Genomic DNA, 24840 nt, shown 5'->3' with positions numbered 1-24840 from the left:
CGCTCCTGGGCCCCGCTGCCCCCTGATCGCACGGCCGTCAACCCCGTCCCCTCTGCGGGGGACGCGAAGTACCGTCGAGAAGACGTCCCCGGAACCATCGGCGGACGTCGACGGACGGAGACGACCATGACGGACACCGCGCGAGCGACCGGCCTGCCCACCCTCACCCCGGTGCGGACGCTCCGCAAGGAGCAGCCGATCGAGCCGCGCCGCGTGCCGGACTCCGTCTCCGTCGGCTCCCAGCCGGTCATCGGCTGCCGGATCGACGTGAGCGGCCGCTCCTTCGTCGTCGAGCTCGACATGGCCGGCATCTTCCTGCGCCAGGTGCGCCGGAGCCTGCGCGAGGGCGAGGGCGGCCTCGTGCTGCTGCGCCACGTCGACGGGATCGAGATGATCCCGTTCTCGCGCGCGACGCCGTTCGACGTCTCGGACATCGTCTGCCCCGAGGGCGTCGAGCCCGCGGACGCCCGCTCGGCCCTGGGGCTCCGCGACCGCTGATCCGCGACGGGCGGGGTGCTCCGCCCCGCGCCCGCCGCTGAGCGGGGTCAGACGGGCAGCGACGCCTCGATCAGGTCGACGATCCGCGGGTCGTCGGGCTCGACCGTCGGGCGGAACCGGTGGACCGTGCCGTCGGCCGTGATCAGGAACTTCTCGAAGTTCCACTTCACCCGGCCGGCCTTGCCGTTCTCGTCCTCCGCCTTGGTGAGCTCCGCGTAGAGCGGGTGCGCCGAGCGGCCGTTGACGCGGACCTTCTCGAACATCGGGAAGGTGACCCCCCAGGTCGTCGAGCAGTACGCCTTGATCTTGTCCTCGTCGCTCAGCTCCTGGAGGAACTGGTTGCTCGGGAAGCCGAGGACCGTGAATCCGCGCTCCCCGTAGCTCTTCTGCAGGGCCTCGAGCTTCTCGTACTGCGGGGCGAGGCCGCAGCGGGAGGCGACGTTGACGATCAGCTGCACGGGCGGGTAGTCGGCGAGGGTCGACGTGGTGCCGTCGATCGTGGTGAGGGGGATGTCGGCGATCGTGTCGGGCACGGAGGGCTCCTTCGGACGTGGTGCGTCGACGCTACTCCCCGCCGCCGAGGGAACCCCGAGTCGTGGAGGCGGCTCGCTGCGGGTTCCCGCGACGGTCCGGGGTTCCCTCGGCGCGCACCTGCCTCCACCATGGGGGGATGGCCGCCTCGCAGCAGATCGTCTCGGTCGGCGGGCGGAGGCTGCGGCTGACGAACCTCGACAAGGTCGTCTACCCGGAGACGGGCTTCACCAAGGCCGACGTGCTCTCCTACTACGCCTCCGTCGCCTCCGCGGTGCTGCCCCATCTCGCGCGCCGCCCGGTCACCCGGAAGCGCTGGGTCGACGGAGTGGGCACCGCCGAGCATCCGGGCGAGGTCTTCTTCGAGAAGAACCTCCCCTCCTCCGCCCCCTACTGGCTGAGCCGGACCCGGCTCGCGCACTCGTCGCGCGACGTCGAGTACCCGCTGGTCGACGACGTCGCCGGGCTCACCTGGCTGGCGCAGCAGGCGGCGCTCGAGCTGCACGTCCCGCAGTGGCGGGTGGGCTCCGACGGCGAGCGCCGTCCGCCCGACCGCCTCGTGCTCGACCTCGACCCGGGCGAGGGTGCCGGACTCGCCGAGTGCGCCGAGGTCGCGTTCCTCGCCCGCGACCTCCTGGAGGGGATGGGGCTGGCTCCGCTGCCGGTGACCAGCGGGAGCAAGGGGATCCACCTCTACTGCCCACTGGACGCCTCCGCCTCCAGCGACCAGATCTCGGCGGTCGCGCACGAGCTGGCGCGCGTGCTCGAGTCGGACCACCGCGACCTCGTCGTCTCGGACATGAAGAAGACCCTGCGCGAGGGCAAGGTCCTCGTCGACTGGAGCCAGAACAGCGCGGCGAAGACGACCATCGCCCCCTACTCCCTCCGGGGGCGCCTCCGGCCGGCCGCCGCCGCGCCCCGCACGTGGGAGGAGCTGGGTGCCGACAACCTGCGCCACCTGTCGCCCGACGAGGTGGTGGAGCGGCTGCGGAGCGACGGCGACCTCCTCCGCCCGCTGCTCGCCGCCCGGGGTGCCGGGCTCGAGCCGACCCCGGAGCGGATGGCGGGCTTCGCCGCGACGGACGCCTCCTCCGACCGCCTGGCGACCTACCGCAGCATGCGCGACGCGTCGAGGACGCCGGAGCCGGTGCCCGAGGCGGGGTCCGCGGGCTCCTCCTCGGGCGACTCCTTCGTCATCCAGGAGCACCACGCGCGGCGCCTGCACTACGACTTCCGGCTCGAGCACGACGGCGTCCTGGTCAGCTGGGCGGTGCCGAAGGGCCCGCCGCTGGAGGGCGACCCGAACCGGCTCGCGGTGCAGACCGAGGACCACCCCCTCGAGTACGCGACCTTCGAGGGCACGATCCCGGCCGGCGAGTACGGCGGCGGCGAGGTGCGCATCTGGGACGAGGGCACCTACGCGCTCGAGAAGTGGCGCGAGGGGAAGGAGGTGATCGCGGTGCTGACCGGCCGCCCCGACGGCGGGCTCGGCGGCGAGCCCCGTCGCTACGCCCTGCTGCACACGGGCTCGAGGGAGGGCGCCGAGAAGAACTGGCTCCTGCACCTGATGGCGCCGGGTCCCGCTCACGGGCACGGGACGCAGCGACGGGGCAGGGCGGCCGCGTCCGCCGCGTCGCCCGCTCCCCGCCCCGCACCCTCCTCCGACCGCCAGGCCGAGGACTCCGCCCCGCGCCGCCACCGCCCCATGCTCGCCACGGCCGGACGCCGCGGCGACGTGGACCCGGGGGCCGCGATCGAGATGAAGTGGGACGGCTACCGCGCTCTCGTGCGGGTGCAGGGCGGCACCGCGACCCTCACGAGCCGCAACGGCAACGACCTGACCGCGGCGTTCCCCGATCTGCTCGACCCGCTCGCCGAGGCCGCCGCCGACGCCGTGCTCGACGGCGAGATCGTCGCCCTCGACGCTCGCGGGCGCCCCGACTTCGGCGCCCTGCAGACCCGCGGCGGGCTGACGAAGCCGCGCGAGATCGAGGCGGCCGCCCGGTCCACTCCGGTGCACCTGATGGTCTTCGACCTGCTCGAGCGCGCAGGAGAGGACCTGACCGGGAGCGACTACGACACCCGTCGCTCGGCACTGGTCGACCTCGTCGCCGAGAACGAGCGCGTGCACGTCCCGTCCGTGTTCGACGGCGACTTGGAGGAGGCGATGGCCACCAGCCGCACCCTCGGCCTCGAGGGCGTGGTCGCCAAGCGCCGCGACTCGCGCTACCAGGAGGGCAGCCGCTCGCGCGACTGGATCAAGCTCACCCACCACCGGCTGCAGGAGGTCGTGATCGTGGGCTGGCGCGAGGGCGAGGGCGGCCTGCAGGGGTCGGTCGGGGCGCTGCTGACCGCGATCCCCGGCGAGGACGGGCTCGCGTACTCCGGCCGTGTGGGCACCGGCTTCAGCGACCGCGAGCGCCGCGGACTGGTCGACCGCCTGGCCGAGCACGCCACCGAGGAGCCCGCCGTCTCCGTCCCTCCGCTCGAGTCGCGCGGCGTGCACTGGGTGTCGCCCGTCCTGGTCGGCGAGGTCCGCTACCGCGAGCGCACCGCCTCCGGCACCCTCCGCCAGCCGGTCTGGCGCGGCTGGCGCGCCGACAAGGCCGCCGAGGACGTCCGCGTGGAGGAGCCGGGCAGCTGATCCTCCGGTCTTCCCACGGAGATGCCCGGGAACGCGGCGCGCGCCGGCGATCCGCTGCGCCCCCGGCACCTCAGTCCAGGCGCACCCCGCGCAGCAGGAGGAGGGTCGCGCCGACCGCGGCACCGGTGCCGATGAGGACGCCGCCCGCTCCAGCCGCCGCCGCGAGGACGCCGAGGAGACTGGGCAGGGCGATCAGCCCGAGGCGGTTCCCGGCCAGGCGCAGCGCGAGGGCGCGGCCGTGGCGGTCGGCGGGGGTGCGCTCGATCAGCCAGGACATCGTGATGGGCTGGCCGATCCCGAGGCCCAGGCCGAGGGCGGCGACCGCGACGAAGAGGAGCACGGTCGGCGCGGGCAGGGCGACCAGCACCAGGCAGAGCGCCGAGATCAGGATGCCGCCCACCATCACCCGGGTGCGCCCGAGCCGGGCGGTGGCCGCGCCGAGGAGGAGCCGCGAGGCCATCGACGCGAGCGCGCGCACGGTGAGCAGGGCTCCGACGACGCCGGCCGGGAGCCCGCGCTCGGCGCCGAGGGCGGGGAGGTAGACGACGGTCAGGTCGACGGCGGCGACGACGGTCGCGCTGGTCAGCAGGGCGCGCGCGAGGCCCGGCACCCGGAGGAGACCGAGCGTCGAGCCCGGAGCCGCCGCCCCTTCCGCCGCGGGTCCGCGCGGGGACGGGCTGCGGATCCCCGCCGTCGAGACGAGCAGCAGCACCGCGAGGATCCCGCCCACGAGGAACAGCGGCGCCGGGTCGGGCCGCACCGAGCCGCCCGCGAGCACCGGGATGAATGCGGGCCCGATCGCCTGCCCGAGCGACGCGGCGAACGTGTAGTAGCCGAAGCGGCTGTCGAGCCGCGTCCCTCCGGTGCCGCCCGCGACGACGGTCTGCTGCCCGACCACGCAGCCCAGGTGCCCCGCGCCGAGCAGGGCGATGCCGAGGAGCAGCCCCGCGACGCTCCCGCCCGCCAGGAGCAGCACCGCGGCAGCTCCCACCGCGACGAGCGAGCCGACGGCCATCACGGCCCGGGCGCCGACCCGGTCGACCAGCCCGCCCACCGGCAGCGCGATCAGCAGCGGCACCAGCGCGAACGAGGCGCCGAGCGCCCCGAGCGCCCAGGCCGGCACGTCGAGCCGGATCGCCTGGTAGACGGCGGCCGGCCGGAGCAGGAACGCGACGGCCTGGATGAGCACGGCGTGCGCGAGCAGGGACGGAGTCGCCAGGCGGTTCCGCACGCGCGCTCCTTCCCGCGGCGCTCGGCCGAGCACCCGCTCCCCCATCCTCCTCCCGGTGCCGCCGCCGAGTCGCCCGGAAAGGATCGTCCTGCCCCCTCGAGAACGGGCCTTCTCGTGCGACTCAGCCCTGCGGCGGCGGCGAGGGGAGCGCGTGCGCGGGCAGGGTGCCGAGGCGGTGCCGGCCGCGGAGGAGGAACCAGGCCAGGCCGATCCCGACGACCGCGGCGATCACGACGACCGCGCTCCAGCGCAGCTCCTCCCCGTAGACCTCGACGCGCGGCCACGCGAGGTCGACCGTCATCGCCGCGCCCCAGAGCACCGCGACGACGTTCACCGGCAGGCCCGCGCGGCCGAGCGAGAAGCGCCCGGGCGCGGCTGCGGGCCACCGGCCGCGGTGCCGGGCGATCAGCAGCGGCACCGTCACCAGCAGGTAGGCGAGGTAGATCAGGATGACCGCCACGCTCGTCACGGCCGTGAAGATCGCCGGCGTCCCGATGTTCACGACCAGGATCAGCACCGCGAGCACCCCCACGACCAGCGCCGGCGCCACCGGTGTCCCGCGCCGCGGGTCGACGCGGGCGAGCACGCGGCTGCCGGGCAGGGCGTTGTCGCGGGCCATCGCGAAGATCAGTCGGATGGCCGCCGTGTGCACCGCCAGCGCGCACACCGTGATCGCGACGACCACGCAGAGCAGGAGGACCGATCCGAGGGGGCCGCCGAGCACCTGCAGCACGATCCGCTGCAGCCCGCCCGACGCCTGCCCGAGCGCCGGGTCGGCGAGGTCGGGCGCCGAGAGGATCCCCAGCAGCAGGATGAGGCCGCCGAGGACGAAGGAGGCGGTCACCGCCCGCAGGATCGCCGTCGGCGCGGTCCGGCGCGGATCGACCGTCTCCTCGCCGAGCGAGCCCGCGGTGTCGAACCCGTACATCACGTACGCCGACGCGATCGCGGCGATGAGGAACGCGCCGGCGTACCCGCCCGGCATGCTCCCGCCGTAGCCGCTGGTGTCGAGCAGCACGGTCGGCGGATGCACCACGTTCACCGCGAGCACCGCCACCAGCAGCACCGCCGCGACGAGCTCGATCAGCACGCCGACGCTGTTGATCCGGGCCATCAGCCGCACGCCGCGCGCGTTGACCGCGGTGGTGAACGCGATCAGCAGCGCTCCCCAGACCACCGCGCTCACCCCCGCGGAGCCGCCGAGCTGGAATCCGCTCCAGATCTGCGGGAGCGTCGCCTGGTACGCCAGCACGACGGCCGCGAGCGTGACCACGGACGCGGTGGCCATCAGCCAGCCCGCCAGCCAGCTCACCGTCGGCCCGGCGAGGCGCTTGCTCCAGTTGTAGACGGAGCCCGCGACCGGGTAGCGGGCGGCGAGCTCGGCGAAGCACAGCGCGACCATGAGCTGCCCGGTGAACACGATCGGCCAGGACCACCAGTAGGCGGGACCGCCGAGCGCGAAGCCGAAGGAGAAAAGCTGGAACGTGCCGGTCAGGATCGAGATGTAGCTCACGCCCGCGGCGAAGCTGCCGAAGCGGCCGATGCCGCGGGTGAGGGAGGGGCGGTACCCGAACTCAGCGGTCCCGTCGTCGACGTCCTCGGTGGTGCTCATCGGGCTCCCCCTCGCGGGCGCGCTCGTCGCACCGAGGTCAGGATGCCAGCCGCCGCCCGGCCGCACGACTCCCCCGTCCCGGGCGTCCGTCAGCGGGGGAGCACCCGAGCGCCTTTCGCGAGATTGCAAGAATCGCAGAGGGTCTGCAGATTGCTGGGCTCAGTCCTCCCACCCAGGCTCACGGGATGGATGTGGTCGATGTGAAGGGTCGCTCCGTGCTCGGCAGAGATGCCGCAGATCTGGCAACGGGAGCCGTCCCGCACAAGAATCGACAAGCGCATCGAAGCCGTCATCAAGCCTCGTTCCCTCTTCCGAGCCGCAGCTACAGTGCCGAGCTCGGCCCGTGCTCGACGAGCCTCATTCAGCTGGTACCGGAGTTGATCGAAACTGAGCGGAAGTCGTCGCGCGTACGAGTTCCTTCCTCGGGGGCTCGTATACCTCGCGATGAAGGAGACATCGGCCTGAGCCACGGGCACCGGGAGCCGCCGACGTTCGGCGATCTTCCTCTCGATATGAACGAATCGGTCCGGACGGATTCTTCGGTGGCTCGACCTGCCGACCGAAAAGGACATCAGAGCAACGAACTCCCGGTCGTAAACGGCATAGCTCTGCAACGGGATGAGACGGCGATTGATCTCCTGCTCGATCGCCTTCTCGTCCTCGAGGAGCACCTGACGGAGGAGAGCAAGAAGATCGGCACTGTCGTAGCTCCGCTTCGTGCCGAATTCCTGAGTTCGCCTGATCGTCAAGGGCGGAAGCGCCCTGAGCCTCTCTTTGGACTGTTCGTTCAGCGCTAGGAGTCGGCCAACGGCATCGCTCGACCGAGCGACGGCGCTGCCTTCCCAGAGGAGAAAGGCGATCCAGATCACTCCGGCGCAAGCGACTACCGCGAGAAGCAGGAGCACTATCGAGCGTCCGCCCGCGGCGCTGACCGGTGCCGAGTAGATAAATAAAGAGGGCAAATAGTTGCCGGAGGGGACCATCTGCCGCCTTTCCCGTGAAGCGGACCGAGTCTAAGACTGTGCCAACGTGACGGGAAGCGATCGTCGCCGCGGACGCTCCCCTATTTCGAGGGACGGCGGCTATTCCTGTGTTCAGCCGGTCGGACCACTTCCCAGCAGCACCTCGCGGGCACGGAGCCCGCTCAGGATTGCCGGCGGTTGTCGAACGCGCCGGTCGCGCCCGCCAGCTCGACCGCGCGGCGTGCGACGAACGAGCGCGCGAAGACCCGTACGACGGAGGCGCACCGCGCCTCCACCTGCTCACCCCGCACCGCGGTGACGGCCCACTCGTCGTCGCGGCCCGACGCCTCCATCTGGAAGCGGTAGCCCCGCGGACGGGAGCGGCGTCAGCCGTGCGCCGCGAGCCGGGTGCGCTGGGGCACCAGGAGCTCGAGCAGCTCCTCGACCCCGTCGACCCGCTGCGGCTCGACCGGGTGCCCCGGTCCGCACGGCTTGTAGGCGGGCGGGTCCACGTTCAGGACGTGCCCGACGGGCCGCCCCTTCTCCCAGACCGTGAGGAGGAAGGCCCCGTCCCGCTCGTCGGGGGCGCCGATCTCGAAGACCCGGCCGCGCACGATGGCGCACTGCGGCTCCTTGCGCGCGAGGCGCACCCAGAAGGGATGGTCTCCGGTCATGGTGTCCGTCCTCCCCGGCCGACCCGCGGCCGTGCCCGTAGCGGTCGACCGGTGATCGTGTCGTCGGCGACCCGCAGGGCCACGGTACGTCCGCCTCCCCTCAGCCGATCAGGGGGTTCACTGCGGAGCCTCGCAGTGGTAGCGGACGCCGGTCGTGCCCGGACCCGCACCACGGGGAACCACTCACTGCTCGTAGGAGTCCTCGTAGTCGGCACCACTGGTCAGCTCGCCGTCGCCGGGCTGCACCGGATGCTCGCCGGTGAGCGCGTCGATCCGCTCGCGCACCCGCGCCACCTCCTCCGCGTTGTCCGGCTCGGGCAGGTCGCTCGGCGTGGTCTCGACGATGAGGGCGGCCGCGGCGTTCACGAGGAAAGTGGCGTCGACCGTCCCGCCGTCGGCGCCGATCCCCGTGTACTCGACGGTGTCGGCCGCGCCTTTCGCGGCGAGGGCGACGGCGTACTCGACGAGCGCGTCGGCCGCCTCGTCCCCCACGAGGATCGTCTTGTCGGCGAAGAGGATGTGCTTCATGCCGTCCATGCTCGGCAGCGCCGGCTGCGTGGAGGGAGGAGGTTGACAGAGGACCGCCGCTGACGGAAGACCTGGACAGATCGAGCAGAGAATGGCAGCCCGGGTTGTCGGATCCCTCCGGTCTGCGGAAGGGTGGTGGCAACGGCGGGCGCCTGCCGGCCGGAGATCAGGGGCTGGAGACGCCGATGGGGAAGCTGCACTACGACGGGACCGTCGAGATCGATTTCGAGGACCGCGTGCTCGCGCACCTGCAGATCGTCATCACCGCGAAGCTGCGCCGCAACGAGTCGTTCCTGCTCAGCTGGCGCGACGACCACAGCATGGGCGACGGCCGCAGCGCGATCTGGATCCACCCCTCCCACGCGCTCCGCTACAAGTACTTCGGCGGCCGGATGCCCCGCATCAACCCCGCCTGGATCTCCGCGCTCACCGACCTCGCGAACTCCGCGGGCGGGCTGTACGTCATCTCGGAGCCCGCCGAACCGGTGCGTCCCCCGGCGAAGGGCGACCAGCTGTGAAGCGCATCGACCTGATCTACAACGGCACCGCCTACACCGTCAACAACAGGAGCCTCGACGAGTTCCGCGCCGAGGTCGAGGCCGCCCTCGCCTCCCCGACCCCGCAATGGCTGACGGTCAACTACGGCGAGGGACGCGCGAACCCGGCGCTCCTCCTCATCACGCCGTACACCCCGCTGTCGATCATCACGAACGGCTTCGACGAGCTCAACGCAGAGCACGAGTAGCGGCGGACCTCGGGGAGGTCAACCACGTCGTCCGGTCGATCCGCGCCCCGTACCGTCGGGCAGGACCTCGTCGACGTCGTGCGCGGACCCCGCACGGCGACACCCGATCGACACCGCCCGCGCCCCGGCGCGCAGAACAACGGCCGCGGACACCCGGCCAGGAGCCGTGATGACAGATCCCGCCTTCGCCGTCCTCGACGACCTCATCGCCGCCCTCGAGCGTCCCGGCTCGATCGACCCCGGCCTGAGCCGCTCCGTCGCCGTGCAGGCCGCCGTCCTCCGGCTCCCGTCGCCCCGCACCATGCACCGTCCGCGCCCGACGAGCCGCTTCACGGGCCGTCGCCTCGTACGCCCGGGCAGCGCAGCCAGGCGGGCTCCCGCGCGTCACCGCGTCGTCGTCCCCGCCGGTCCGGCGGAGCGTCGCTCCGAGCGGAGCCGACGGCTAAAATGGGCGCGGTGACCGACTCCGACGCTCTCTGCGACCCGTATCTGCGCGGGTATCCGATCGACGGCGTCGCGATCTCCACGCTCGGCAGCCCCTTCGGCGGCGAGACGGTCGCCGCGAGCGACAGCACCGCGAGCCGGCTGGACGAGATCCAGATCGACCTCGGCGAGGGCCCATGCTGGGAGGCGATCCGCGCTGCCGGCCCCGTCTCGGTGCCGGACACCGGCGCGGAGGAGCGCTGGCCGCTCTTCACCGAGGCGATCGGCCCCACGGCGGTGCGCGCAGTCTTCGCCTTCCCGCTCTCGATCGCGGGGCTCTCGATCGGCGCGGTCGACCTCTACTCCCGCCGTCCCACGTCGCTCAGCGACTCCCTCCTCGGCCGGATCAGCGCCTCGACCACCGCGACGGCGCTGCTGGTGCTGGCCGCGGTGCTGCGCGACAACGAGGTCGAGGAGAGCACGAATCCGCGCTCGCGACGCGTGGTGCACCAGGCGACCGGCATGATCATCGCGCGCTACGGCAGCACAGCCGAGGAGGCGCAGCTGCTGCTGCGCGCCCACGCCTTCGCCCAGCAGCGCTCCGTCGTCGATGTCGCCTCCGGCATCGTGGCCCGGCACGACGGATTCCCCGACCGCCCTCTCACCGCCCAGGACGACACATGGTGACGAACTCCCGGGAGCGCAACGTCATCCAGACGTTCGTCGCCCTCTCCGACACGCTGGTCGACGACTACGATGTCGTCGACTTCACGCAGACCCTCGTGGAGAGCAGCGCGACCCTCTTCGACGCCGTCTCGGCGGGGCTCGTCCTCGCCGACTCCGCCGGCTCCCTCGAGGTGCTCGCCTCCACGGACGAGGACACCCGGCTGATCGAGCTGCTCCAGCTCGACAGCGGGTCGGGCCCGTGCATCCAGTGCTTCGAGACCGGGCGGCCGGTGATCGTCGAGGACGCCCGCACCGTGGGCGAGGAGTGGGCGGAGTTCCGGACGCTGGCGGTCGAGCTCGACGTGCTCTCGGCGCACTGCGTGCCGATGCGCTCGGCGGGGACGACGATCGGCTCCCTCAACCTCTTCCAGGCCCGGCCGGGGCGGCTCGATCCGGACGACATCGCGGTCGTGCAGGCGTTCGCCGACGTCGCGACGATCGGGATCCTCCATCAGCGCGCGCTCCAGCAGAGCACGGTCACCCAGGAGCAGCTGCAGCACGCCCTCGACAGCCGGGTGCTGATCGAGCAGGCGAAGGGGATCCTCGCCTACGCCCACCGCACCACGGTCGAGCAGGCCTTCGAGGTGCTGCGGGTCCGCGCGCGAGCGACGTCGACTCCGATCACGACGCTCGCCCAGGAGATCATCCGCGACTACCGGCGCTGACGCTCCGCGCCCCGCGGAGCAGGAGCGGGGCGGATCCGCGCCGGCAGCGCCGCGGCTCAGAGCTCAGTACTCGTTCTCGAGCTCCCACGTCGCGCGGGGGTCGACGTCCGAGGCGGGCACCGGTCCGCCCGCACTGTCGAGCGCGTCGAGGCGCTCGAGGATCTCGTCGCTCGACTCCGCCGCTGCGCCATCGCTGCCCGCGACGACCAGGGGGACGCCGAGCCCGACGGTGAGCGTCACGATGGAGGAGGGGGCCGAGTCGTCGGCGACGCTGACCGTGCTCATCCGGTGCCGCTGCGCGAGCGCGAGCGAGTAGCGGACGACGGCGTCGGCGGTCGCGTCGTCGAGGGAGAGGGAGCCACCGGTGTGGAAGAGCGTCGTCATGGTCAAGTCCTCGCAGGGCAGGCGGATGGGCATGGTTCCGTCACCGGGGGCCAGGATGCGGTGCGCTCACGCTACGCCCTGGGCGCTCGGGGGTGCAGGTCTTGCGCCGAAGCGCTCCCCTGTCGCATGGTTCGCTCTCGCCGCCGGAGCAATTCCCCCATGGCTCTGAGGCGGCTCACATGTTAACGTGAACACACGCGTCGGTCCCCTCGGCTCGGCGCATCCCTCCCCTGAAGGAAAGGTCTCGACGATGAGACGACGCTCCCCGGAGCCCCCTGCCGCCGCGCCTCGGCGCCGCGCGCGATCCCTCTTCCTCTCCGCACTCGCCTGCACGAGCGTCGCCCTCACCGGTGCTCTCGTCCCCGTCTCGGCGCAGGCCGTCGACGTCCCGGCGCCCACCGCGCACTACGACATGTCGCACGCCGGCTCGGCCCTGCTCGACATCTCGGGCAACGGACGCAACGCCACCCTGACCGGCCTCACCGACGCGTCCTTCGCGAACGCCGGCGGCGACCAGGTCGCCCGGTTCAAGAACGACGGCTACGCGAGCCTGCCCCAGGGCCTGGTCACCGGAGCCGACAACGCCTTCGCCGTCGAGTACACGGTGAAGACGCAGACCACCGCCAACCAGTTCGGCTGGGTCATCGGCGACGGCGTCGGCCCGTGGAACACCACGCAGCTCGGCAACCACGTCTTCGTGAACCCGCGCAACCCCGACGGCTCGCCCAGCGGACAGGTCCTCGCGGGCATCCGCGTCAAGGAGCCCACCAACAACGGCGAGACCCGCATGCCGTTCGGCGGCACGCTGAACCCCGGGTTCACGACGCTCACGCTCGTCGGCACCGGCACGGGGTCGAGCACCGTGCTGACCCTCTACCGCGACGGCACGCAGATCTCGACCGCGAACACCACGAAGTCGATGGCGAGCATCGTCCCGACCGGGTCCACGCTCGGCTACCTCGGCCGCTCGCTCTACTCCGGCGACGCGCTCGTGACCGCCGACGTCACCGACGTGAAGTTCTGGGACACCTCCCTCACCGCCGAGCAGGTCGCCTCGAGCATGCCGACCGCCGCGGCGAAGGCGTCCGCGACCTCCGCCCTGCTGCGCTCGGACATCCAGCCCGTCCTGCTGGCCGGCAACCCGTCGCTGACCCAGGTCTCCTCGAACCTGACGCTGCCCGCCTCCAGCAGCGGTGTCCCGCTCACCTGGACCTCCTCGAACAGCGCGGTCGTCTCGGCCACCGGCGTCGTCTCGCGCTCGATCGCGCAGAACACCCCGGTCACCCTGACGGCGACCACCGCCCAGGGCGCGACGATCGCCTTCGAGGTGGTCGTGCTCGCCCCGAGCATCAACGACGACCTCGACGCGCTGAAGCTCGCCACGCGCACCACCGAGAACCTCCCCCTCGCGGTGAAGGGCGCCCGGAACGGCACCGACATCACCTGGACCTCCTCGGACCCGGCCCTCGTCACGCCGACGAACACCTCCTACGCGGCTCCGGCGGTCGGTGCGGCCGACCCCTACCGCGGCGGCGGCGTCGTCACCCGACCGGCCTACGGCTCCGGGGACAGGACCGTCACCCTCACCGCGACGGCCACCCTCAACGGCGTCACCGAGACGCGCGCCTTCACGCTGACGGTCGCCGAGCTCGGCCGCACCGCTCCCGACGCGGGCTACGCCTCGGCGTACTTCAAGTCGGACGGCGACGAGAAGATCTACCAGGCCGCGACCTCGGGCAACGACTTCTTCACCTTCTCGCCGGTCAACGGCGGCAAGGCGGTCATCACCTCGACGACCGACACGAAGGGCCTGCGCGACCCGTTCATCCTCCGCTCGCACAACGGCGACAAGTACTACATGGTCGCCACCGACCTCTGCATCTCCTGCGGCACCGGCTGGGGCGACGCCCAGTCCAAGGGCAGCCTGAAGATCGAGGTCTGGGAGTCGACCGACCTGGTGCAGTGGACCCGCACCAACGGCGCCGACACCGGCATCACGGTGAACCAGCCGGCCGCCGGAATGACCTGGGCGCCCGAGGCGTACTGGGACGACGCCCTGCAGTCCTACGTCGTGTTCTTCTCCTCGCGCCTCTACTCCGACGCGACGAAGACCAACAACGACAAGCTCTACTCCCGCGTCTTCTCCGTGATCACCCGCGACTTCCGCACCTTCACCGCTCCTCCCGCCACCTGGCAGGACACCGGCTACGCGCGGATCGACTCGACGATCACGAAGATCGGCGACTACTACTACCGCTTCACCAAGAACGAGGAGGGCGGCGCCGCCGGCACCCTCGAGGCCGGGAAGGACATCTTCCTCGAGAAGTCGAAGGTCCTGACCGCCGGGACGACCTCCTCGAACTGGAGCGCCGACCCGAACACCACGTGGCAGCTCACCGACACCCGGATGACCTCGCTCGAGACCGGCCAGGCCGGTGAGGGACCCGAGATCATCAAGCTGAACGCGGGCGACCCGAACGACACCACCGGCACGGGCGACGGCTACGCCTTCCTCGTCGACAACTACGGCGACGGCGGCTACAAGGCCTTCCTCACCTCCGGAGCGGCCATCGCCGGCAGCTCGCAGACGAACCGCCTCTCGCAGTCGGCCGACTGGAACGTCTCGCCCAAGAGCCGCGCCGGCCTCCCGGCCAGCCCGCGGCACGGCGCGTTCGTGAGCGTCCCGCAGACGGTCCTCACCGCCATGAAGAACTGGACCGGCGTCACCGCCGTCGACTCCACCACGACCCTCACCGCCGACGGCCGCACGGTCACGGCGACGGTCGCGGCGGCCGACAAGGGCGACGTCGTCGGCTCGGTCACCTTCACCGGCGGCTCGTGGACCTCGACCGTCCCGCTCTCCGGCGGCTCGGCGAGCGTCTCGGTCCCGGCGGGCGTGACCGGCGTCACGGCCTCCTACACCGGGTACGCGGACAAGCTGGTGCGCACGTCGGTCTCGGCCGCCGTCCCGCTGGACACCCTCGAGCTCGTCCCCGCGGTCGCCACGCGCTGCATCGCCGGCAAGATCGTGCTCACCGCGACCGTGAAGAACACCGACACCGCTGCCGCGGACGTCACGATCACCTCGGCCTACGGCTCGAAGTCGTTCACCGCGGTCGCTCCCGGCTCGTCCGCCTCCGCCGCCTTCACCACCCGCCTGGCCTCGATGCCGGCCGGCACGGTGACGGTGACCGGATCGGCGACCGGCCAGCCCGCGTTCACCGCGACGGTCCCCGTGGCCGCCGCGCGCTGCTGACGCACTGACGACGAAGGGCCCCCTCCTGCGCTCGCGCGGGAGGGGGCCCTTCGTCGTCCCGGGTCAGACGGTGGGAGCGAGCAGGTCCGCGTGGTGGACGGCCGCCACGTTCGGGTGGGCCCGGAGCCGGTAGCGCAGCGCGTTCTCGCCGTAGGTCTCGAGGATCGGCGCGTTCGTCGGGTCGACCGAGAGGCCGGACTTGAGCTCCTCGGGCAGCGGGAGCGAGGGCATGGTGGCCGAGAGCGCGGGATTGAAGAAGAACGGGATCGAGATCCGGTCCGTCCCGATCAGCGGCGAGATCACGCGGTGCAGCGTGGCCTTGAGGTAGCCGCCGGTGGCGAGCTCCAGCATCTCGCCGATGTTGACGACGAACGCGCCCTCCATCGCGGGTGCCTCGATCCACGAGCCGTCGTGCTCGACCTGCAGGCCGCCCTTGCCGGGCTCGACCAGCAGCAGCGTCAGCACGCCGCCGTCGCGGTGCGCGCCCACGCCCTGCTTGGGCTCCGGGTCGGAGGTGCCCGGGTAGCGGACGACCTTCACCAGCGAGAACGGCCGCTCGGCGAACGCCTCGTCGAACACGTCCTCCGGGGCGTCGAGCGCGACGGCCCAGGTGCGCAGCAGTCGGATCGCGACCGCGGCGAGCTCCGCGTGCCAGCGCTCGAAGACCTCGCGGAACTCCGGCAGCGCCTCGGGCCAGAGGTTCGGCCCCTCGAGGCGCTCGTAGTCGGCGACGCCGGGCCCGGCGGGAACGGCCGGTCGGTCGATGCCGATGTCGACCTGCTCGCGGTAGTCGACGTCGCCGTTGGTGAGCTCGGCGCCGAAGCGGGTGTAGCCGCGGAACTGCGGGCTGAGGGTGTTCTCGATCGCGAGCTTCTCCTCCTCCGGCAGGTCGAAGAAGCGGCGGGAGACGGCGACGACGTCGTCGAGGAGGTCCTGGGGCACGCCGTGGCCGACGAGGTAGAAGAAGCCCACGTCGTGCGTGGTCTCCCGGAGGTCGCGGCGGAAGGCGGCGGCCTCCGCCTCCCCCTGGTCGAGGCGGGACAGGTCGAGGATCGGCAGGGAATCGGTCATGCACCGACTCTCGCGCACGAACCTGCACAGCAGTCGATTGTTACGACAACCAAAACGGCGGGCCCCGCCACGGCGCGGAAGAGGGTTCCTCCGCGCCGCGACCGGGCCCGCCGTGAGCGCCGAGTGTTACGGCGTGGGCATGCCGCCGTTGACGTGCAGCGTCTCGCCGACGACGTAGCTCGACTCCGGGGAGGCGAGGAACACGTAGGCGGGAGCGAGCTCGGCCGGCTGGCCCCAGCGTCCGAGCGGCGTCTGCGAGCCGACCTCGGGCAGCTTGTCGGACGGCTGACCGCCCGCGGTCTGCAGCGGCGTCCAGATCGGGCCCGGGGCGACGACGTTCACGCGGATGCCCTTGGGCGCGAGCTGCTGCGCGAGCGCCTTCGAGAACGTGTTGATCGTGGCCTTCGTGCTGGCGTAGTCGACCAGCATCGGCGACGGCTGGTAGGCCTGGATCGACGAGGTGCTGATGATCGCGGAGCCCGGGGCGAGGTGCGGCACGGCCGCCTTCGTCATCCAGAACATCGCGTAGACGTTGGTCTTGAAGGTCTCGTCGAACTGCTCGTCCGAGAGCTCGAGGAAGTCCTCGACGTGCTGCTGCTTGCCCGCGTTGTTGACGAGGATGTCGAGTCCGCCCAGGCCCTCGACGGCCTTCGCGACGGCGCCCACCGCGAAGTCGTGGTCGGTGATGTCACCGGGGATGGCGACGGCGGTGCGGCCGGCCTCCTCGATCAGCGCGACGACCTTCTTCGCGTCCGACTCCTCCTCGGGGAGGTAGACGATCGCGACGTCGGCGCCCTCGCGGGCGTAGGCGATGGCGACGGCCGCGCCGATGCCCGAGTCGCCTCCGGTGACGAGCGCCTTGCGCCCGGTCAGGCGGCCGGAGCCGCGGTAGGTCGACTCGCCGCGGTCGGCGGGGTCGTCCATCTTCGAGTCGAGGCCGGAGCCCTCCTGGTACTGGGCCTCCGTGTCGATGTCGGCGAACATCGCGGTCGGGTCTTGGAACGTGTACTGGTCGTTCTGCGGAGTCTGGTCGTTCTGCGAAGTCATGTCTCGACGCTAGGCGCGCGGGATCGGCGGCCGCGCGTGCTTGACAGCCCCGATCCGCCAGGACACAGGAGGTCTTCAGGAGCCGCGGAGCCCCCCGGATCGGGGAGAATGGTGCGGTGACCCGCGACGACTCCCTGTCCTTCGACACCACGGCGCCGCTGCCCGGCTGGCAGCACGCCTACTCCGGCAAGGTGCGCGACCTCTACACCCCCGACGACGCCGACCCCGTGCTCGGCGCCGACCGCATGCTCGTCGTCGCCAGCGACCGGGTCAGCGCGTACGACGCCGTCCTCGAGCCCGGGATCCCCGGCAAGGGCGAGCTGCTGACCACGCTCTCCCTCTGGTGGTTCGCGCAGCTCTCCGACGTCCCCAACCACCTGATCCCGGGCGCGATCCCCGAGGCGGTCCGCGGCCGGTCGATGCTGGTGAAGACGCTCGACATGTTCCCGATCGAGTGCGTCGTCCGCGGCTACCTCTCCGGCAGCGGCTGGAAGGAGTACCGGGAGACGGGCTCCGTCTGCGGCGTCCCGCTCCCCGAGGGCCTCCAGGACGGCGACCCGCTCCCCGAGCCGATCTACACCCCGGCGTGGAAGGCCCCGCAGGGCGAGCACGACGAGAACATCACCTTCGAGCGCACCGTCGAGATCGTCGGCGAGGAGGCCGCGGAGGCGCTGCGCACCCTCTCGCTCGCCGTCTTCCGCGAGGCGTCCACCATCGCCCTGGCCCGCGGCGTCCTGCTGGCCGACACCAAGTTCGAGTTCGGGGTCGACCGCGGGACCGGAGTCGTCACCCTCGGCGACGAGGTCCTCACCAGCGACTCCTCCCGCTACTGGGACGCCGACGACTACGACGCCGGCATCCGCGGCCGCTCGTTCGACAAGCAGATCGTGCGCGACTGGCTCTCCGACAACTGGGACGGCCAGGGCCTCCCGCCGACCCTCCCGACCGAGATCGTCGAGCGCACGGCCGCGCGCTACCGCGAGCTCATCGAGCGCCTGACGCGCTGAGGCACCGGAACGACCTGTGGACGATCACCACCCTCGCGTCCGGCTCGAGGCCCGCGGCGAGGACCCGGACGAGGCGCGGCACAGCCTCGCGCGGCTCTACAACGGCGACGAGTGGCGCGCCGCCACCACCGCGGCCGACTTCAGCTACCGCTACGCCGCCATCGGCGACGGCGGGATGACCCTCCGCACCTCGCGGATGTCCGGGCACCTCGCCGGCGGCGTGGGCGACTCGGACGACGTCGTCGTGCAGTGGATCGTGGGCGGCTCGGCCCGGATCGACGTCGGCCGTGCCTCGATCGCGATGGAGGAGAACCGTCCCGTCCTCTTCCCCGTCGGCCGGCCGTTCGCCTTCGACTACGTCGACTTCGACCAGCGCCTGGTGCACCTCGACCGGGGAGTGGTCGACCGGGTCGCCGCCGAGCGGGGCCTCGTCGGGTCCCTCGTCTTCGACTCCGAGCACCGCCCCGACGCCGCGGCGATCCGCCGCTGGCGCACCGCCGTCGCCGACTCCGCCCGCGCGCTGCGCAGCGAGCGCGTCGAGCCGCTGCTCTGGGACGAGCTCACCCGCGCCACGGCCTCCGCGCTGCTCGACCTCTACCCTCCGGAGTCCGCGCCGGTCCCGCCCGAGCTCCTCGCCCCCCGGAACGCGCGGGTCCGCACGGCCGTCGAGTACGTGCACGCCCACTGCAGCGAGCCGATCGGCCCGGCCGAGATGGCGGAGGCGTCGGGCCTGACCGTCCGGGGCCTGCAGTCCGCGTTCCAGCGGGTGCTCGGGATGCGCCCGATCGCCTACCTGCGCTTGGTGCGGCTCGACCGCGCCCGAGTGGAGCTGGCGGCGAGCCCGCCCCACGGGACGACGGTCGCCGCCGTCGCCCGGCACTGGGGCTTCGGGAACGCGGGCCGCTTCAGCGCGGCCTATTCCGAGCGGTTCGGCGAGTCGCCGAGCGCCACCCTGCAGAGCTGATCAGTCGACGAGCTCGGGCGGCGGCTGCCCCTCGAGGATGCGGCTGAGGCCGTCGAGCAGCACCGCGACGGTCGCGGCCTCCGACTCGGGCACCTTCGCGACCATCGCGCGGATCTGCTCGTAGGTCGGGTCGTCGGTCCCGATGATGGCCGTCTGCGCGCGCTTTGTCAGGCAGAGGATGCGGCCGCGGCCGTCGGACGGGTCGGGAGTGCGGTTCACGTAGCCGGCACGGGCGAGGCGGTCGACGAGGAGGGAGACGGCCGCCGTCGTGATCGACAGGGCTGCGGCCAGGTCGACGGCGCGGACGATCTCGTCGCGCTGCTCCCCGACCCCGATCAGCCGCAGAGCCGCGAGATCCGTGGCTCCGATGCCGAGGCGCCGCTCCACGCGGCCGTCGTAGTCGCGCTCCGCGGTGCGCAATCGCGTGAGCAGAGCGAACAGGTCTGGCCGAGCGTCCATCGAGGTGCACCTTCCGAGCGGCAGGTGCCCCGGACGGGAACTCGCTGTCCCCATCGAACCACTTCTCCGGCGATCGGACGGCGTGTGTCCCGAAAGCGCAGTCGGCGCCGAGACTGTTAGTCAACCGACTTAGCAATACCTAGTGTCGACGGTGCGGCACGCCTTCCGTGCGCCGCCGACGGCGAGGAGGTGCGCGCGATGGGACGACTGCTCTACGGCGCACCCGCCAGCTCGCACTCCTTCGAGGACCGCGCCCTGGCCCACCTCCAGACCGTGATCACCTCCCGGTTCCGCCGCGGCGAGGGCTTCCTCCTCACGACCGAGGACGCCGAGGGCCGCCGGTCCGAGCTGTGGCTGCACCCCGGCATCCCCACCCGCTACGAGTACGACGGCACCGCCGCGATCGATCTGAACCCGCACTGGCTGCGCGAGCTCTCGAACGCCTCGAACGGCCGCCTCGGCCTCCACCTCCTCCCCGAAACCTCGTCGCCCGACGACCTCTCCGTGAAGAAGATCCCCGCATGAGCGACCACAACGGCACACTGTTCCGGCGCGGAGGCACCGTCCGCTTCGTCCGCTGGATCTCCTCCCGCGACGGCGGCTGGGCCCCCGAGATCGTGCAGGGGCGCTACCTCGAGCGCGACGACCGCGGCTGGCTGGTCGAGATCGAGGGCACCCCGACGGTGCTCGCGAAGGACGACTGGGCCGTCTACCGCTGACCGGCCGTGCGCTCGGCGTACTGTTGAGCAGGTGCGTTCTCGTGATCGCCGCGGCATCACCTCGGCTCCCCTCCTCCTGACGACCATCGGAACGACGAGCCTCGTCTTCCTCTGCGCGTTCGAGTCGCTCGCCGTGACGACGATCATGCCGATCGTCAGCGCCGACCTCGACGGCCGCGCCCTCTACCCCCTGGCCTTCGCGGCGACGCTCGCCGCCGCCGTGGTCGGGATGGTCGCGGCCGGCTCCTCGGCCGACCGCCGCGGCCCGACGCCGTCGCTCGTGGTCGCGATCCTGCTCTTCACCCTGGGTCTCGTCGCCGCGGGTGCCGCGCAGTCGATGCCGGTCTTCGTGGCGGCCCGCCTGCTGCAGGGGCTGGGCAGCGGAGGGATCACCGTCACCCTCTACGTGCTCGTCGCGCGGGTCTACCCGAGCGAGCTGCATCCGAGGATCTTCGGCGCCTTCGCCGCGGCCTGGGTCGTGCCGTCGCTGGTGGGGCCGCTGGTGGCCGGAGTCGTCGCCGAGCTCGCGAGCTGGCACTGGGTCTTCTTCGGAGTCGTCGCCCTGGTGGCCCTCGCGAGCGCCGCGATCGCGCCGACGCTCCGCTCGCTCGAGCCGCGCGAGCGCCTCCCCTTCGATCGCCGGGCCGTCGGCCGCATCGCCCGCGCCGTGGTCGTCTCGGCCGGAGTCGTCGTGCTGAGCACGAGCGCCGAACTCGCGCCCGACCTCGCCGGGCTCCTGGCCGCGGCCGCCGTGGTGGTCGTGGTCGTGGCGGTTCGCGCGCTCCTGCCCGCCGGCACGCTGCGCGCCCGGGGCGTCCTGCCGTCGGTGATCCTCCTCCGCGCCCTCGTCGCCGCGGCGTTCTTCGGCACCGAGGTCTACCTGCCGCTGCTGCTCTCGGAGCAGTACGGCCTGCCGCCCTGGCTCTCGGGCGCCATGCTCACCGCGGGCGCCGTCTCCTGGGCTCTCGGCTCGAACATCCAGGGACGCCCGGGTACACGCCTCAGCCACGGCGGAGCGATGCGGCTCGGCACGTCGCTCGTGCTCGCCGGCATCGGAGTCGTGCTGCTCGTCACGGTGCTCGCCCTCAGCCCGATCGTCGCGGGCGTGGGCTGGTTCCTGGCCGGCGGCGGCATGGGCACGATGTTCCCGCGGATGGGGACGATGACGCTCGCGCTCTCCGCTCCGGGCCGGGAGGGCTTCAACAGCTCGGCCCTGCAGATCGCCGACTCGACCGGCGCCTCGGTCTCCCTCGCGCTGACGGGCCTCCTCGCGGCGGCGGTCACCGGGCTGATCGGGGCCGGGACCGGGGTCTTCGCCGCGACCTTCTCGTACGCCGCACTGATCGCGATCGTCGCGGTCGGTCTGGCCGGTCGGCTCGACGGGCTCCTGCGCCGAGAGGGACGCCGGGAGCCCGCCGAGCAGGCTCAGCTGTAGAGCGACTCCGGCACGTCGAGGCCGTAGATCGCGCGGCCGGACGACCAGATCACCGAGCAGGCGGCCCGGAGCAGATCGGTCGCGTCGTCGCCGGCGTCCACGATCACCACGGAGTCGCCGTCGAGGCGGACCTTGGCGCCGCGGACGGCGTGCGTGCCGTTCCGCGAGACCGTCGTCGCCGGGTAGGGCAGGTGCAGCTCGCGCAGGTCGCCGAGGATGTACGTCGGCCGGAGCTTGGGCTCCGCGGCGAGGAGCTGCTTGGCCCGGTCGATCCCGGTGAGCACGTGGGCGCTCTCCATGTCGGCGCCGTTCGCGCCGGCGATGTCGGTGTCGAGCCGGTCGCCGAGGAACAGCGGGTTCGTCGAGCCGAAGCGCGCGGTCGCCGCGTCGAAGATGGCCCGCTCGGGCTTGCCCGCGACGACCGGGAGCCGGCCGACCGCGGTGTGCACGGCCGAGACGAGGGTCCCGTTGCCCGGGGCGATGCCGCGCGCGACGGGGATCGTCCAGTCGGTGTTCGTCGCGACCCACGGGATCCCCGTGTGGAGCGCGAACGAGGCCTCGGCCAGCTGCTCCCAGCCGACCGTGGGCGCGAAGCCCTGGATGACCGCCGCCGGCGAGTCCTCCGCGCTGCGCGTCACGGTGAACCCGGCACGCTCGACCTCGGAGGTGAGGCCCTCCGCCCCGACGACGAGGATCGTCGAGCCGGCCGGCACCAGGTCGGCGAGCAGCACGACCGCCGCCTGGGGGGAGGTGACGACGTCCTCGGGCCGGACGCTCAGCCCCAGCTCGGAGAGGTGCCCGGCGACGGAGGCGTCCGTGCGGGAGGCGTTGTTGGTGATGTAGCCGACCCGCAGCGTCTCGGCCGCTCGGTTGAGGCTCTCCACCGCGAAGGGGATCGCGTCGGCACCCTTGTAGACGACCCCGTCGAGGTCGGCCAGGACGGAGTCGCGGCCGTCGAGCGGGGTGGGCTCAGTCCTGCTGCTGCGGAACATCGGCGTCCTCCTCGGTGGTGTCGGCGGGTTCGACCGACTGGTCGGCGGTCGGCTCGGCCGAGTCGAGAGCCTCGTCCGCGTCCGTCTCGGCGAGATCGTCGGACTCGAGGGACTCGTCTGCGAAGGTCGGCTCGTCCGTGTCGACGAGGTCGGCCTCGGCGTCAGCGCTCGCATCGGCGTCGTCCGCGTCCGCGTCGTCGTCGTCGTCGATCTCCTCGGACACAGTCCGGTGGACCTCGTCCTCGTCCGCGTCGTCGACGGCGGTCGGGCCGTCCTCGTCGTCCAGGTAGTCGTCCGCGTCGTCGACCGCGGTCCCTTCCTCGGCGCGATCGGGAGCGGACGTGGCGTCGGCCGACTCGTGCTCCTCCTCGATCACCTCGATCGTCTCGTCGTCACCGCCGCCCTCGGCCGCGAAGACGGCCTGCGCCGCGATGTCGGCGCGACGCTGCCACTCGGCCGCCTCCTCGGAGCGGCCGACCTCCTCGAGGACGAGCGAGTAGGCGGCGAAGAGATCCGGGCTGTACGAGAACGCGCGGTCCGGGTCCAGCTGCGGGATCTCGAGCTCCATGAGAGCGAGCTCCGCCTGGCCGAGGTCGAGGCGGGCGCCGGACATGGCGATGGCCAGCGACACCTGCGCGCCGGGGCTCAGCGTGGTGCGGTCGATCGACCGTCCCAGCTCGAGCGCCTTGTCGGGTCGGCCGACGCCGCGCTCGGAGTCGACCATCAGCGGCACCTGCTCGTCCGAGCCGGAGATCCGACGGAAGGTCCGCAGCTCGCGCAGCGCCAGGGCGAAGTCGCCCGTCGCGTACGCCGAGATGGCCAGCGACTCGCGGACCACGGCGATGCGTCCCGCGCGGCGGGCCGCCGAGAGCACGTGGCGGTGCGCCAGCTCGGGGTCCTCCTCGAGGAGGCGGCCGGCCATCACCAGGTGACGGGCGACCCATTCGGCGTTGTCCTTCGAGAGCGTGCGCAGCTCGTTGCGGGCGACCTTGTCGAGGTCCTTGGCCTGCACGTCGTCCGGAAGGTCCGGGTCGTCGTGGCGCGGGCGCACCGACTGGAGGGAGCGCCGCTCGCGCTCCTCCTCGGTGAGCTCCGGCTCCTCGCGGGGGCCGCCGCGTCCGCCGCCGAAGCCCTCGCGTCCGCGTCCGCCACCCTGGCGGTCTCCGCCGCCCCGACGATCGTCCGACCACGGCCGGCTTCCCCCGTCGCGCGATCCACCGCGGAACGGAGGACGGGAGTCCCCGTCACGCTGCGGACGGGAGTCGCCACCACCACGGTAGGAAGGGCGGGAGTCACCATCCCGCTGCGGACGCGAATCTCCACCTCCACGGTAAGGAGGCCGGAAGTCCCCGTCACGCTGGGGACGCGAGTCGCCACCGCGATAGGGAGGACGAGAGTCACCGTCCCGCTGCGGACGCGAGTCGCCACCGCGATAGAGAGGACGGGAGTCCCCGTCACGCTGCGGACGTGAGTCCCCACCGCCACGGTAAGGAGGACGGGAGTCCCCATCACGCTGCGGACGCGAATCCCCACCGCCACGATAAGGAGGACGGGAGTCCCCGTCGCGCTGCGGACGTGAGTCGCCACCGCCACGGTACGGAGGACGGGAGTCCCCATCACGCTGCGGACGCGAATCCCCACCGCCACGGTGAGGAGGACGGGAGTCCCCGTCACGCTGCGGACGTGAGTCCCCACCGCCACGGTACGGAGGACGGGAGTCCCCATCACGCTGCGGACGGGAGTCCCCATCACGCTGCGGACGAGAGTCCCCACCACCACGGTACGGAGGACGAGAGTCCCCGTCGCGCTGCGGACGCGAATCCCCACCACCACGGTACGGAGGACGAGAGTCACCATCCCGCTGCGGACGGGAGTCGCCACCGCCGCGATAGGGAGGACGAGCATCACCGTCGCGGCGGGGGCGGGAATCGCCCGAGCCGCCGCGATCGTTCGAGGAGCGGCCGGGGCCGCCGGCGCGAGGCGGCCGCTCGTCACGACGTCCGGAGTCCCGGTCGTTGCGGTCGGATCCTGAGTCGTCCATGCGTTCCTCGCCTGTCGTGGTGATGCTCTGTGGAGTTGACCCGCCCGAGGGCGGGGAGGACGGCCGTAACCGTCGCACCACCCTAACCCGCACCGCGCTCCAGTGAGCAGCGGGGATCCGAGGTGGTGGTTAAACAGCGATGGCCACCCATTTCTGGGTGGCCATCGTGAATGGTGTCCGGCGGTGTCCTACTCTCCCACAGGGTCCCCCCTGCAGTACCATCGGC

At 72.3% G+C, this 24840-nt stretch carries 26 protein-coding genes; 13 read left to right on the top strand and 13 right to left on the bottom strand.

Annotated elements, in window-relative coordinates:
• The first annotated feature begins 126 nt into the window (after positions 1 to 126).
• Positions 127 to 498, top strand: a complete 372-nt coding sequence (locus C5C49_RS11645) for a hypothetical protein (RefSeq protein ID WP_104223778.1) — start codon at positions 127 to 129, stop codon at positions 496 to 498.
• A gap of 47 nt (positions 499 to 545) precedes the next feature.
• Here C5C49_RS11645 and C5C49_RS11640 read toward each other — a convergent pair whose 3' ends face one another.
• On the bottom strand, positions 546 to 1031 hold the full coding sequence (locus C5C49_RS11640) for a glutathione peroxidase (RefSeq protein WP_258068452.1): 486 nt from the start codon (positions 1029 to 1031) through the stop codon (positions 546 to 548).
• A gap of 137 nt (positions 1032 to 1168) precedes the next feature.
• On the opposite strand from C5C49_RS11640, the gene C5C49_RS11635 reads away from it, so the two are divergent.
• Positions 1169 to 3673 (top strand): ATP-dependent DNA ligase, encoded by a 2505-nt coding sequence (locus C5C49_RS11635; RefSeq protein WP_104346222.1) that lies wholly within the window; start codon positions 1169 to 1171, stop codon positions 3671 to 3673.
• Positions 3674 to 3743: 70 nt separating this feature from the next.
• Here C5C49_RS11635 and C5C49_RS11630 read toward each other — a convergent pair whose 3' ends face one another.
• The 6 genes from C5C49_RS11630 to C5C49_RS11610 form a co-directional block, all read right to left on the bottom strand.
• Complete coding sequence (locus tag C5C49_RS11630) at positions 3744 to 4904, bottom strand: MFS transporter (protein ID WP_159940156.1); 1161 nt, start codon at positions 4902 to 4904, stop codon at positions 3744 to 3746.
• Positions 4905 to 5025: 121 nt separating this feature from the next.
• Positions 5026 to 6516 carry an APC family permease gene (locus C5C49_RS11625; protein WP_104346221.1) on the bottom strand — a complete coding sequence of 497 codons (1491 nt, stop codon included), beginning with the start codon at positions 6514 to 6516 and terminating at the stop codon, positions 5026 to 5028.
• An 89-nt stretch (positions 6517 to 6605) separates the two neighbouring features.
• On the bottom strand, positions 6606 to 7385 hold the full coding sequence (locus C5C49_RS11620; protein WP_219814593.1) for an HNH endonuclease: 780 nt from the start codon (positions 7383 to 7385) through the stop codon (positions 6606 to 6608).
• Between the two features lie 275 nt (positions 7386 to 7660).
• On the bottom strand, positions 7661 to 7831 hold the full coding sequence (locus C5C49_RS17050) for a hypothetical protein (RefSeq protein ID WP_181135765.1): 171 nt from the start codon (positions 7829 to 7831) through the stop codon (positions 7661 to 7663).
• Between the two features lie 33 nt (positions 7832 to 7864).
• Positions 7865 to 8152 carry a hypothetical protein gene (locus C5C49_RS11615; RefSeq protein ID WP_104223782.1) on the bottom strand — a complete coding sequence of 96 codons (288 nt, stop codon included), beginning with the start codon at positions 8150 to 8152 and terminating at the stop codon, positions 7865 to 7867.
• A gap of 183 nt (positions 8153 to 8335) precedes the next feature.
• Positions 8336 to 8680: a hypothetical protein gene (locus C5C49_RS11610; protein ID WP_146084881.1), complete on the bottom strand. Its 345-nt coding sequence runs from the start codon at positions 8678 to 8680 to the stop codon at positions 8336 to 8338.
• 185 nt (positions 8681 to 8865) lie between these two features.
• Here C5C49_RS11610 and C5C49_RS11605 point away from each other — a divergent pair, with 185 nt between their 5' ends.
• The 5 genes from C5C49_RS11605 to C5C49_RS11585 all read left to right on the top strand — a co-directional run bounded on the left by C5C49_RS11605 (position 8866) and on the right by C5C49_RS11585 (position 11239).
• Entirely contained in the window at positions 8866 to 9198 is a 333-nt protein-coding gene (locus C5C49_RS11605; RefSeq protein WP_104223784.1) for an ATP-dependent DNA ligase, read from the top strand.
• Complete coding sequence (locus C5C49_RS11600; RefSeq protein WP_104346218.1) at positions 9195 to 9425, top strand: hypothetical protein; 231 nt, start codon at positions 9195 to 9197, stop codon at positions 9423 to 9425. Before C5C49_RS11605 ends, C5C49_RS11600 begins: the two co-directional genes overlap by 4 nt.
• Before the next feature lie 169 nt (positions 9426 to 9594).
• A complete protein-coding gene (locus C5C49_RS11595; protein ID WP_104233816.1) occupies positions 9595 to 9885 on the top strand; it encodes a hypothetical protein in 291 nt (96 codons plus the stop codon).
• Positions 9882 to 10535 carry a GAF and ANTAR domain-containing protein gene (locus tag C5C49_RS11590; protein WP_104351715.1) on the top strand — a complete coding sequence of 218 codons (654 nt, stop codon included), beginning with the start codon at positions 9882 to 9884 and terminating at the stop codon, positions 10533 to 10535. The genes C5C49_RS11595 and C5C49_RS11590 overlap by 4 nt, the downstream gene beginning before the upstream one ends.
• Positions 10529 to 11239: a GAF and ANTAR domain-containing protein gene (locus C5C49_RS11585; RefSeq protein WP_104346217.1), complete on the top strand. Its 711-nt coding sequence runs from the start codon at positions 10529 to 10531 to the stop codon at positions 11237 to 11239. The genes C5C49_RS11590 and C5C49_RS11585 overlap by 7 nt, the downstream gene beginning before the upstream one ends.
• A gap of 63 nt (positions 11240 to 11302) precedes the next feature.
• Here the strand turns inward: C5C49_RS11585 and C5C49_RS11580 are convergent, their stop codons facing one another.
• Entirely contained in the window at positions 11303 to 11623 is a 321-nt protein-coding gene (locus C5C49_RS11580) for a hypothetical protein (protein WP_104295689.1), read from the bottom strand.
• 250 nt (positions 11624 to 11873) lie between these two features.
• On the opposite strand from C5C49_RS11580, the gene C5C49_RS11575 reads away from it, so the two are divergent.
• On the top strand, positions 11874 to 14879 hold the full coding sequence (locus C5C49_RS11575; protein ID WP_258068451.1) for an immunoglobulin-like domain-containing protein: 3006 nt from the start codon (positions 11874 to 11876) through the stop codon (positions 14877 to 14879).
• Between the two features lie 63 nt (positions 14880 to 14942).
• Here the strand turns inward: C5C49_RS11575 and C5C49_RS11570 are convergent, their stop codons facing one another.
• Positions 14943 to 15950: an isopenicillin N synthase family oxygenase gene (locus C5C49_RS11570; protein WP_104256556.1), complete on the bottom strand. Its 1008-nt coding sequence runs from the start codon at positions 15948 to 15950 to the stop codon at positions 14943 to 14945.
• Positions 15951 to 16076: 126 nt separating this feature from the next.
• Entirely contained in the window at positions 16077 to 16997 is a 921-nt protein-coding gene (locus tag C5C49_RS11565) for a glucose 1-dehydrogenase (RefSeq protein WP_104223791.1), read from the bottom strand.
• Positions 16998 to 17113: 116 nt separating this feature from the next.
• Here C5C49_RS11565 and C5C49_RS11560 point away from each other — a divergent pair, with 116 nt between their 5' ends.
• On the top strand, positions 17114 to 18004 hold the full coding sequence (locus C5C49_RS11560; protein ID WP_258068450.1) for a phosphoribosylaminoimidazolesuccinocarboxamide synthase: 891 nt from the start codon (positions 17114 to 17116) through the stop codon (positions 18002 to 18004).
• Between the two features lie 16 nt (positions 18005 to 18020).
• Complete coding sequence (locus tag C5C49_RS11555; protein WP_104346216.1) at positions 18021 to 18968, top strand: helix-turn-helix transcriptional regulator; 948 nt, start codon at positions 18021 to 18023, stop codon at positions 18966 to 18968.
• Here the strand turns inward: C5C49_RS11555 and C5C49_RS11550 are convergent, their stop codons facing one another.
• Positions 18969 to 19427, bottom strand: a complete 459-nt coding sequence (locus C5C49_RS11550) for a MarR family winged helix-turn-helix transcriptional regulator (protein WP_181135764.1) — start codon at positions 19425 to 19427, stop codon at positions 18969 to 18971.
• Positions 19428 to 19625: 198 nt separating this feature from the next.
• Here C5C49_RS11550 and C5C49_RS11545 point away from each other — a divergent pair, with 198 nt between their 5' ends.
• Genes C5C49_RS11545 through C5C49_RS11535 form a run of 3 tightly spaced genes read left to right on the top strand, consistent with a single transcriptional unit; the run spans position 19626 to position 21581 of the window.
• Positions 19626 to 19952, top strand: a complete 327-nt coding sequence (locus C5C49_RS11545) for a hypothetical protein (RefSeq protein ID WP_104346214.1) — start codon at positions 19626 to 19628, stop codon at positions 19950 to 19952.
• Entirely contained in the window at positions 19949 to 20146 is a 198-nt protein-coding gene (locus C5C49_RS11540) for a hypothetical protein (RefSeq protein WP_068256013.1), read from the top strand. The genes C5C49_RS11545 and C5C49_RS11540 overlap by 4 nt, the downstream gene beginning before the upstream one ends.
• Before the next feature lie 31 nt (positions 20147 to 20177).
• Positions 20178 to 21581: an MFS transporter gene (locus tag C5C49_RS11535; RefSeq protein WP_104335879.1), complete on the top strand. Its 1404-nt coding sequence runs from the start codon at positions 20178 to 20180 to the stop codon at positions 21579 to 21581.
• Here C5C49_RS11535 and C5C49_RS11530 read toward each other — a convergent pair.
• Together C5C49_RS11530 and C5C49_RS17045 are read right to left on the bottom strand one after the other, a co-directional pair.
• Entirely contained in the window at positions 21572 to 22573 is a 1002-nt protein-coding gene (locus tag C5C49_RS11530; RefSeq protein ID WP_104226795.1) for an HAD-IIA family hydrolase, read from the bottom strand. The two genes, C5C49_RS11535 and C5C49_RS11530, sit on opposite strands and share 10 nt — an antisense overlap.
• Positions 22551 to 23624 (bottom strand): hypothetical protein, encoded by a 1074-nt coding sequence (locus tag C5C49_RS17045; protein WP_258068449.1) that lies wholly within the window; start codon positions 23622 to 23624, stop codon positions 22551 to 22553. The genes C5C49_RS11530 and C5C49_RS17045 overlap by 23 nt, the downstream gene beginning before the upstream one ends.
• Between the last annotated feature and the right edge of the window lie 1216 nt (positions 23625 to 24840).

The sequence above is a fragment of the Rathayibacter sp. AY1E2 genome, from assembly GCF_002932325.1.
Classification (GTDB): Bacteria; Actinomycetota; Actinomycetes; order Actinomycetales; family Microbacteriaceae; genus Rathayibacter.
Note: the sequence above shows the minus strand (reverse complement) of the source record. Positions and strands in the feature narration are given on the sequence as shown.

What these genes read in the sequence shown, in the direction of transcription:
- C5C49_RS11565 (WP_104223791.1), bottom strand. Translation starts at nt 16,997, where the DNA reads ATGACTTCGCAGAACGACCAGACTCCGCAGAACGACCAGTACACGTTC.
- C5C49_RS11610 (WP_146084881.1), bottom strand. Translation starts at nt 8,680, where the DNA reads ATGAAGCACATCCTCTTCGCCGACAAGACGATCCTCGTGGGGGACGAG.
- C5C49_RS11550 (WP_181135764.1), bottom strand. Translation starts at nt 19,427, where the DNA reads ATGGACGCTCGGCCAGACCTGTTCGCTCTGCTCACGCGATTGCGCACC.
- C5C49_RS11645 (WP_104223778.1), top strand. Translation starts at nt 127, where the DNA reads ATGACGGACACCGCGCGAGCGACCGGCCTGCCCACCCTCACCCCGGTG.
- C5C49_RS11585 (WP_104346217.1), top strand. Translation starts at nt 10,529, where the DNA reads ATGGTGACGAACTCCCGGGAGCGCAACGTCATCCAGACGTTCGTCGCC.
- C5C49_RS11635 (WP_104346222.1), top strand. Translation starts at nt 1,169, where the DNA reads ATGGCCGCCTCGCAGCAGATCGTCTCGGTCGGCGGGCGGAGGCTGCGG.
- C5C49_RS11540 (WP_068256013.1), top strand. Translation starts at nt 19,949, where the DNA reads ATGAGCGACCACAACGGCACACTGTTCCGGCGCGGAGGCACCGTCCGC.
- C5C49_RS11545 (WP_104346214.1), top strand. Translation starts at nt 19,626, where the DNA reads ATGGGACGACTGCTCTACGGCGCACCCGCCAGCTCGCACTCCTTCGAG.
- C5C49_RS11580 (WP_104295689.1), bottom strand. Translation starts at nt 11,623, where the DNA reads ATGACGACGCTCTTCCACACCGGTGGCTCCCTCTCCCTCGACGACGCG.
- C5C49_RS11595 (WP_104233816.1), top strand. Translation starts at nt 9,595, where the DNA reads ATGACAGATCCCGCCTTCGCCGTCCTCGACGACCTCATCGCCGCCCTC.
- C5C49_RS11575 (WP_258068451.1), top strand. Translation starts at nt 11,874, where the DNA reads ATGAGACGACGCTCCCCGGAGCCCCCTGCCGCCGCGCCTCGGCGCCGC.
- C5C49_RS17050 (WP_181135765.1), bottom strand. Translation starts at nt 7,831, where the DNA reads ATGGAGGCGTCGGGCCGCGACGACGAGTGGGCCGTCACCGCGGTGCGG.
- C5C49_RS11615 (WP_104223782.1), bottom strand. Translation starts at nt 8,152, where the DNA reads ATGACCGGAGACCATCCCTTCTGGGTGCGCCTCGCGCGCAAGGAGCCG.
- C5C49_RS11570 (WP_104256556.1), bottom strand. Translation starts at nt 15,950, where the DNA reads ATGACCGATTCCCTGCCGATCCTCGACCTGTCCCGCCTCGACCAGGGG.
- C5C49_RS11530 (WP_104226795.1), bottom strand. Translation starts at nt 22,573, where the DNA reads ATGTTCCGCAGCAGCAGGACTGAGCCCACCCCGCTCGACGGCCGCGAC.
- C5C49_RS11605 (WP_104223784.1), top strand. Translation starts at nt 8,866, where the DNA reads ATGGGGAAGCTGCACTACGACGGGACCGTCGAGATCGATTTCGAGGAC.
- C5C49_RS11625 (WP_104346221.1), bottom strand. Translation starts at nt 6,516, where the DNA reads ATGAGCACCACCGAGGACGTCGACGACGGGACCGCTGAGTTCGGGTAC.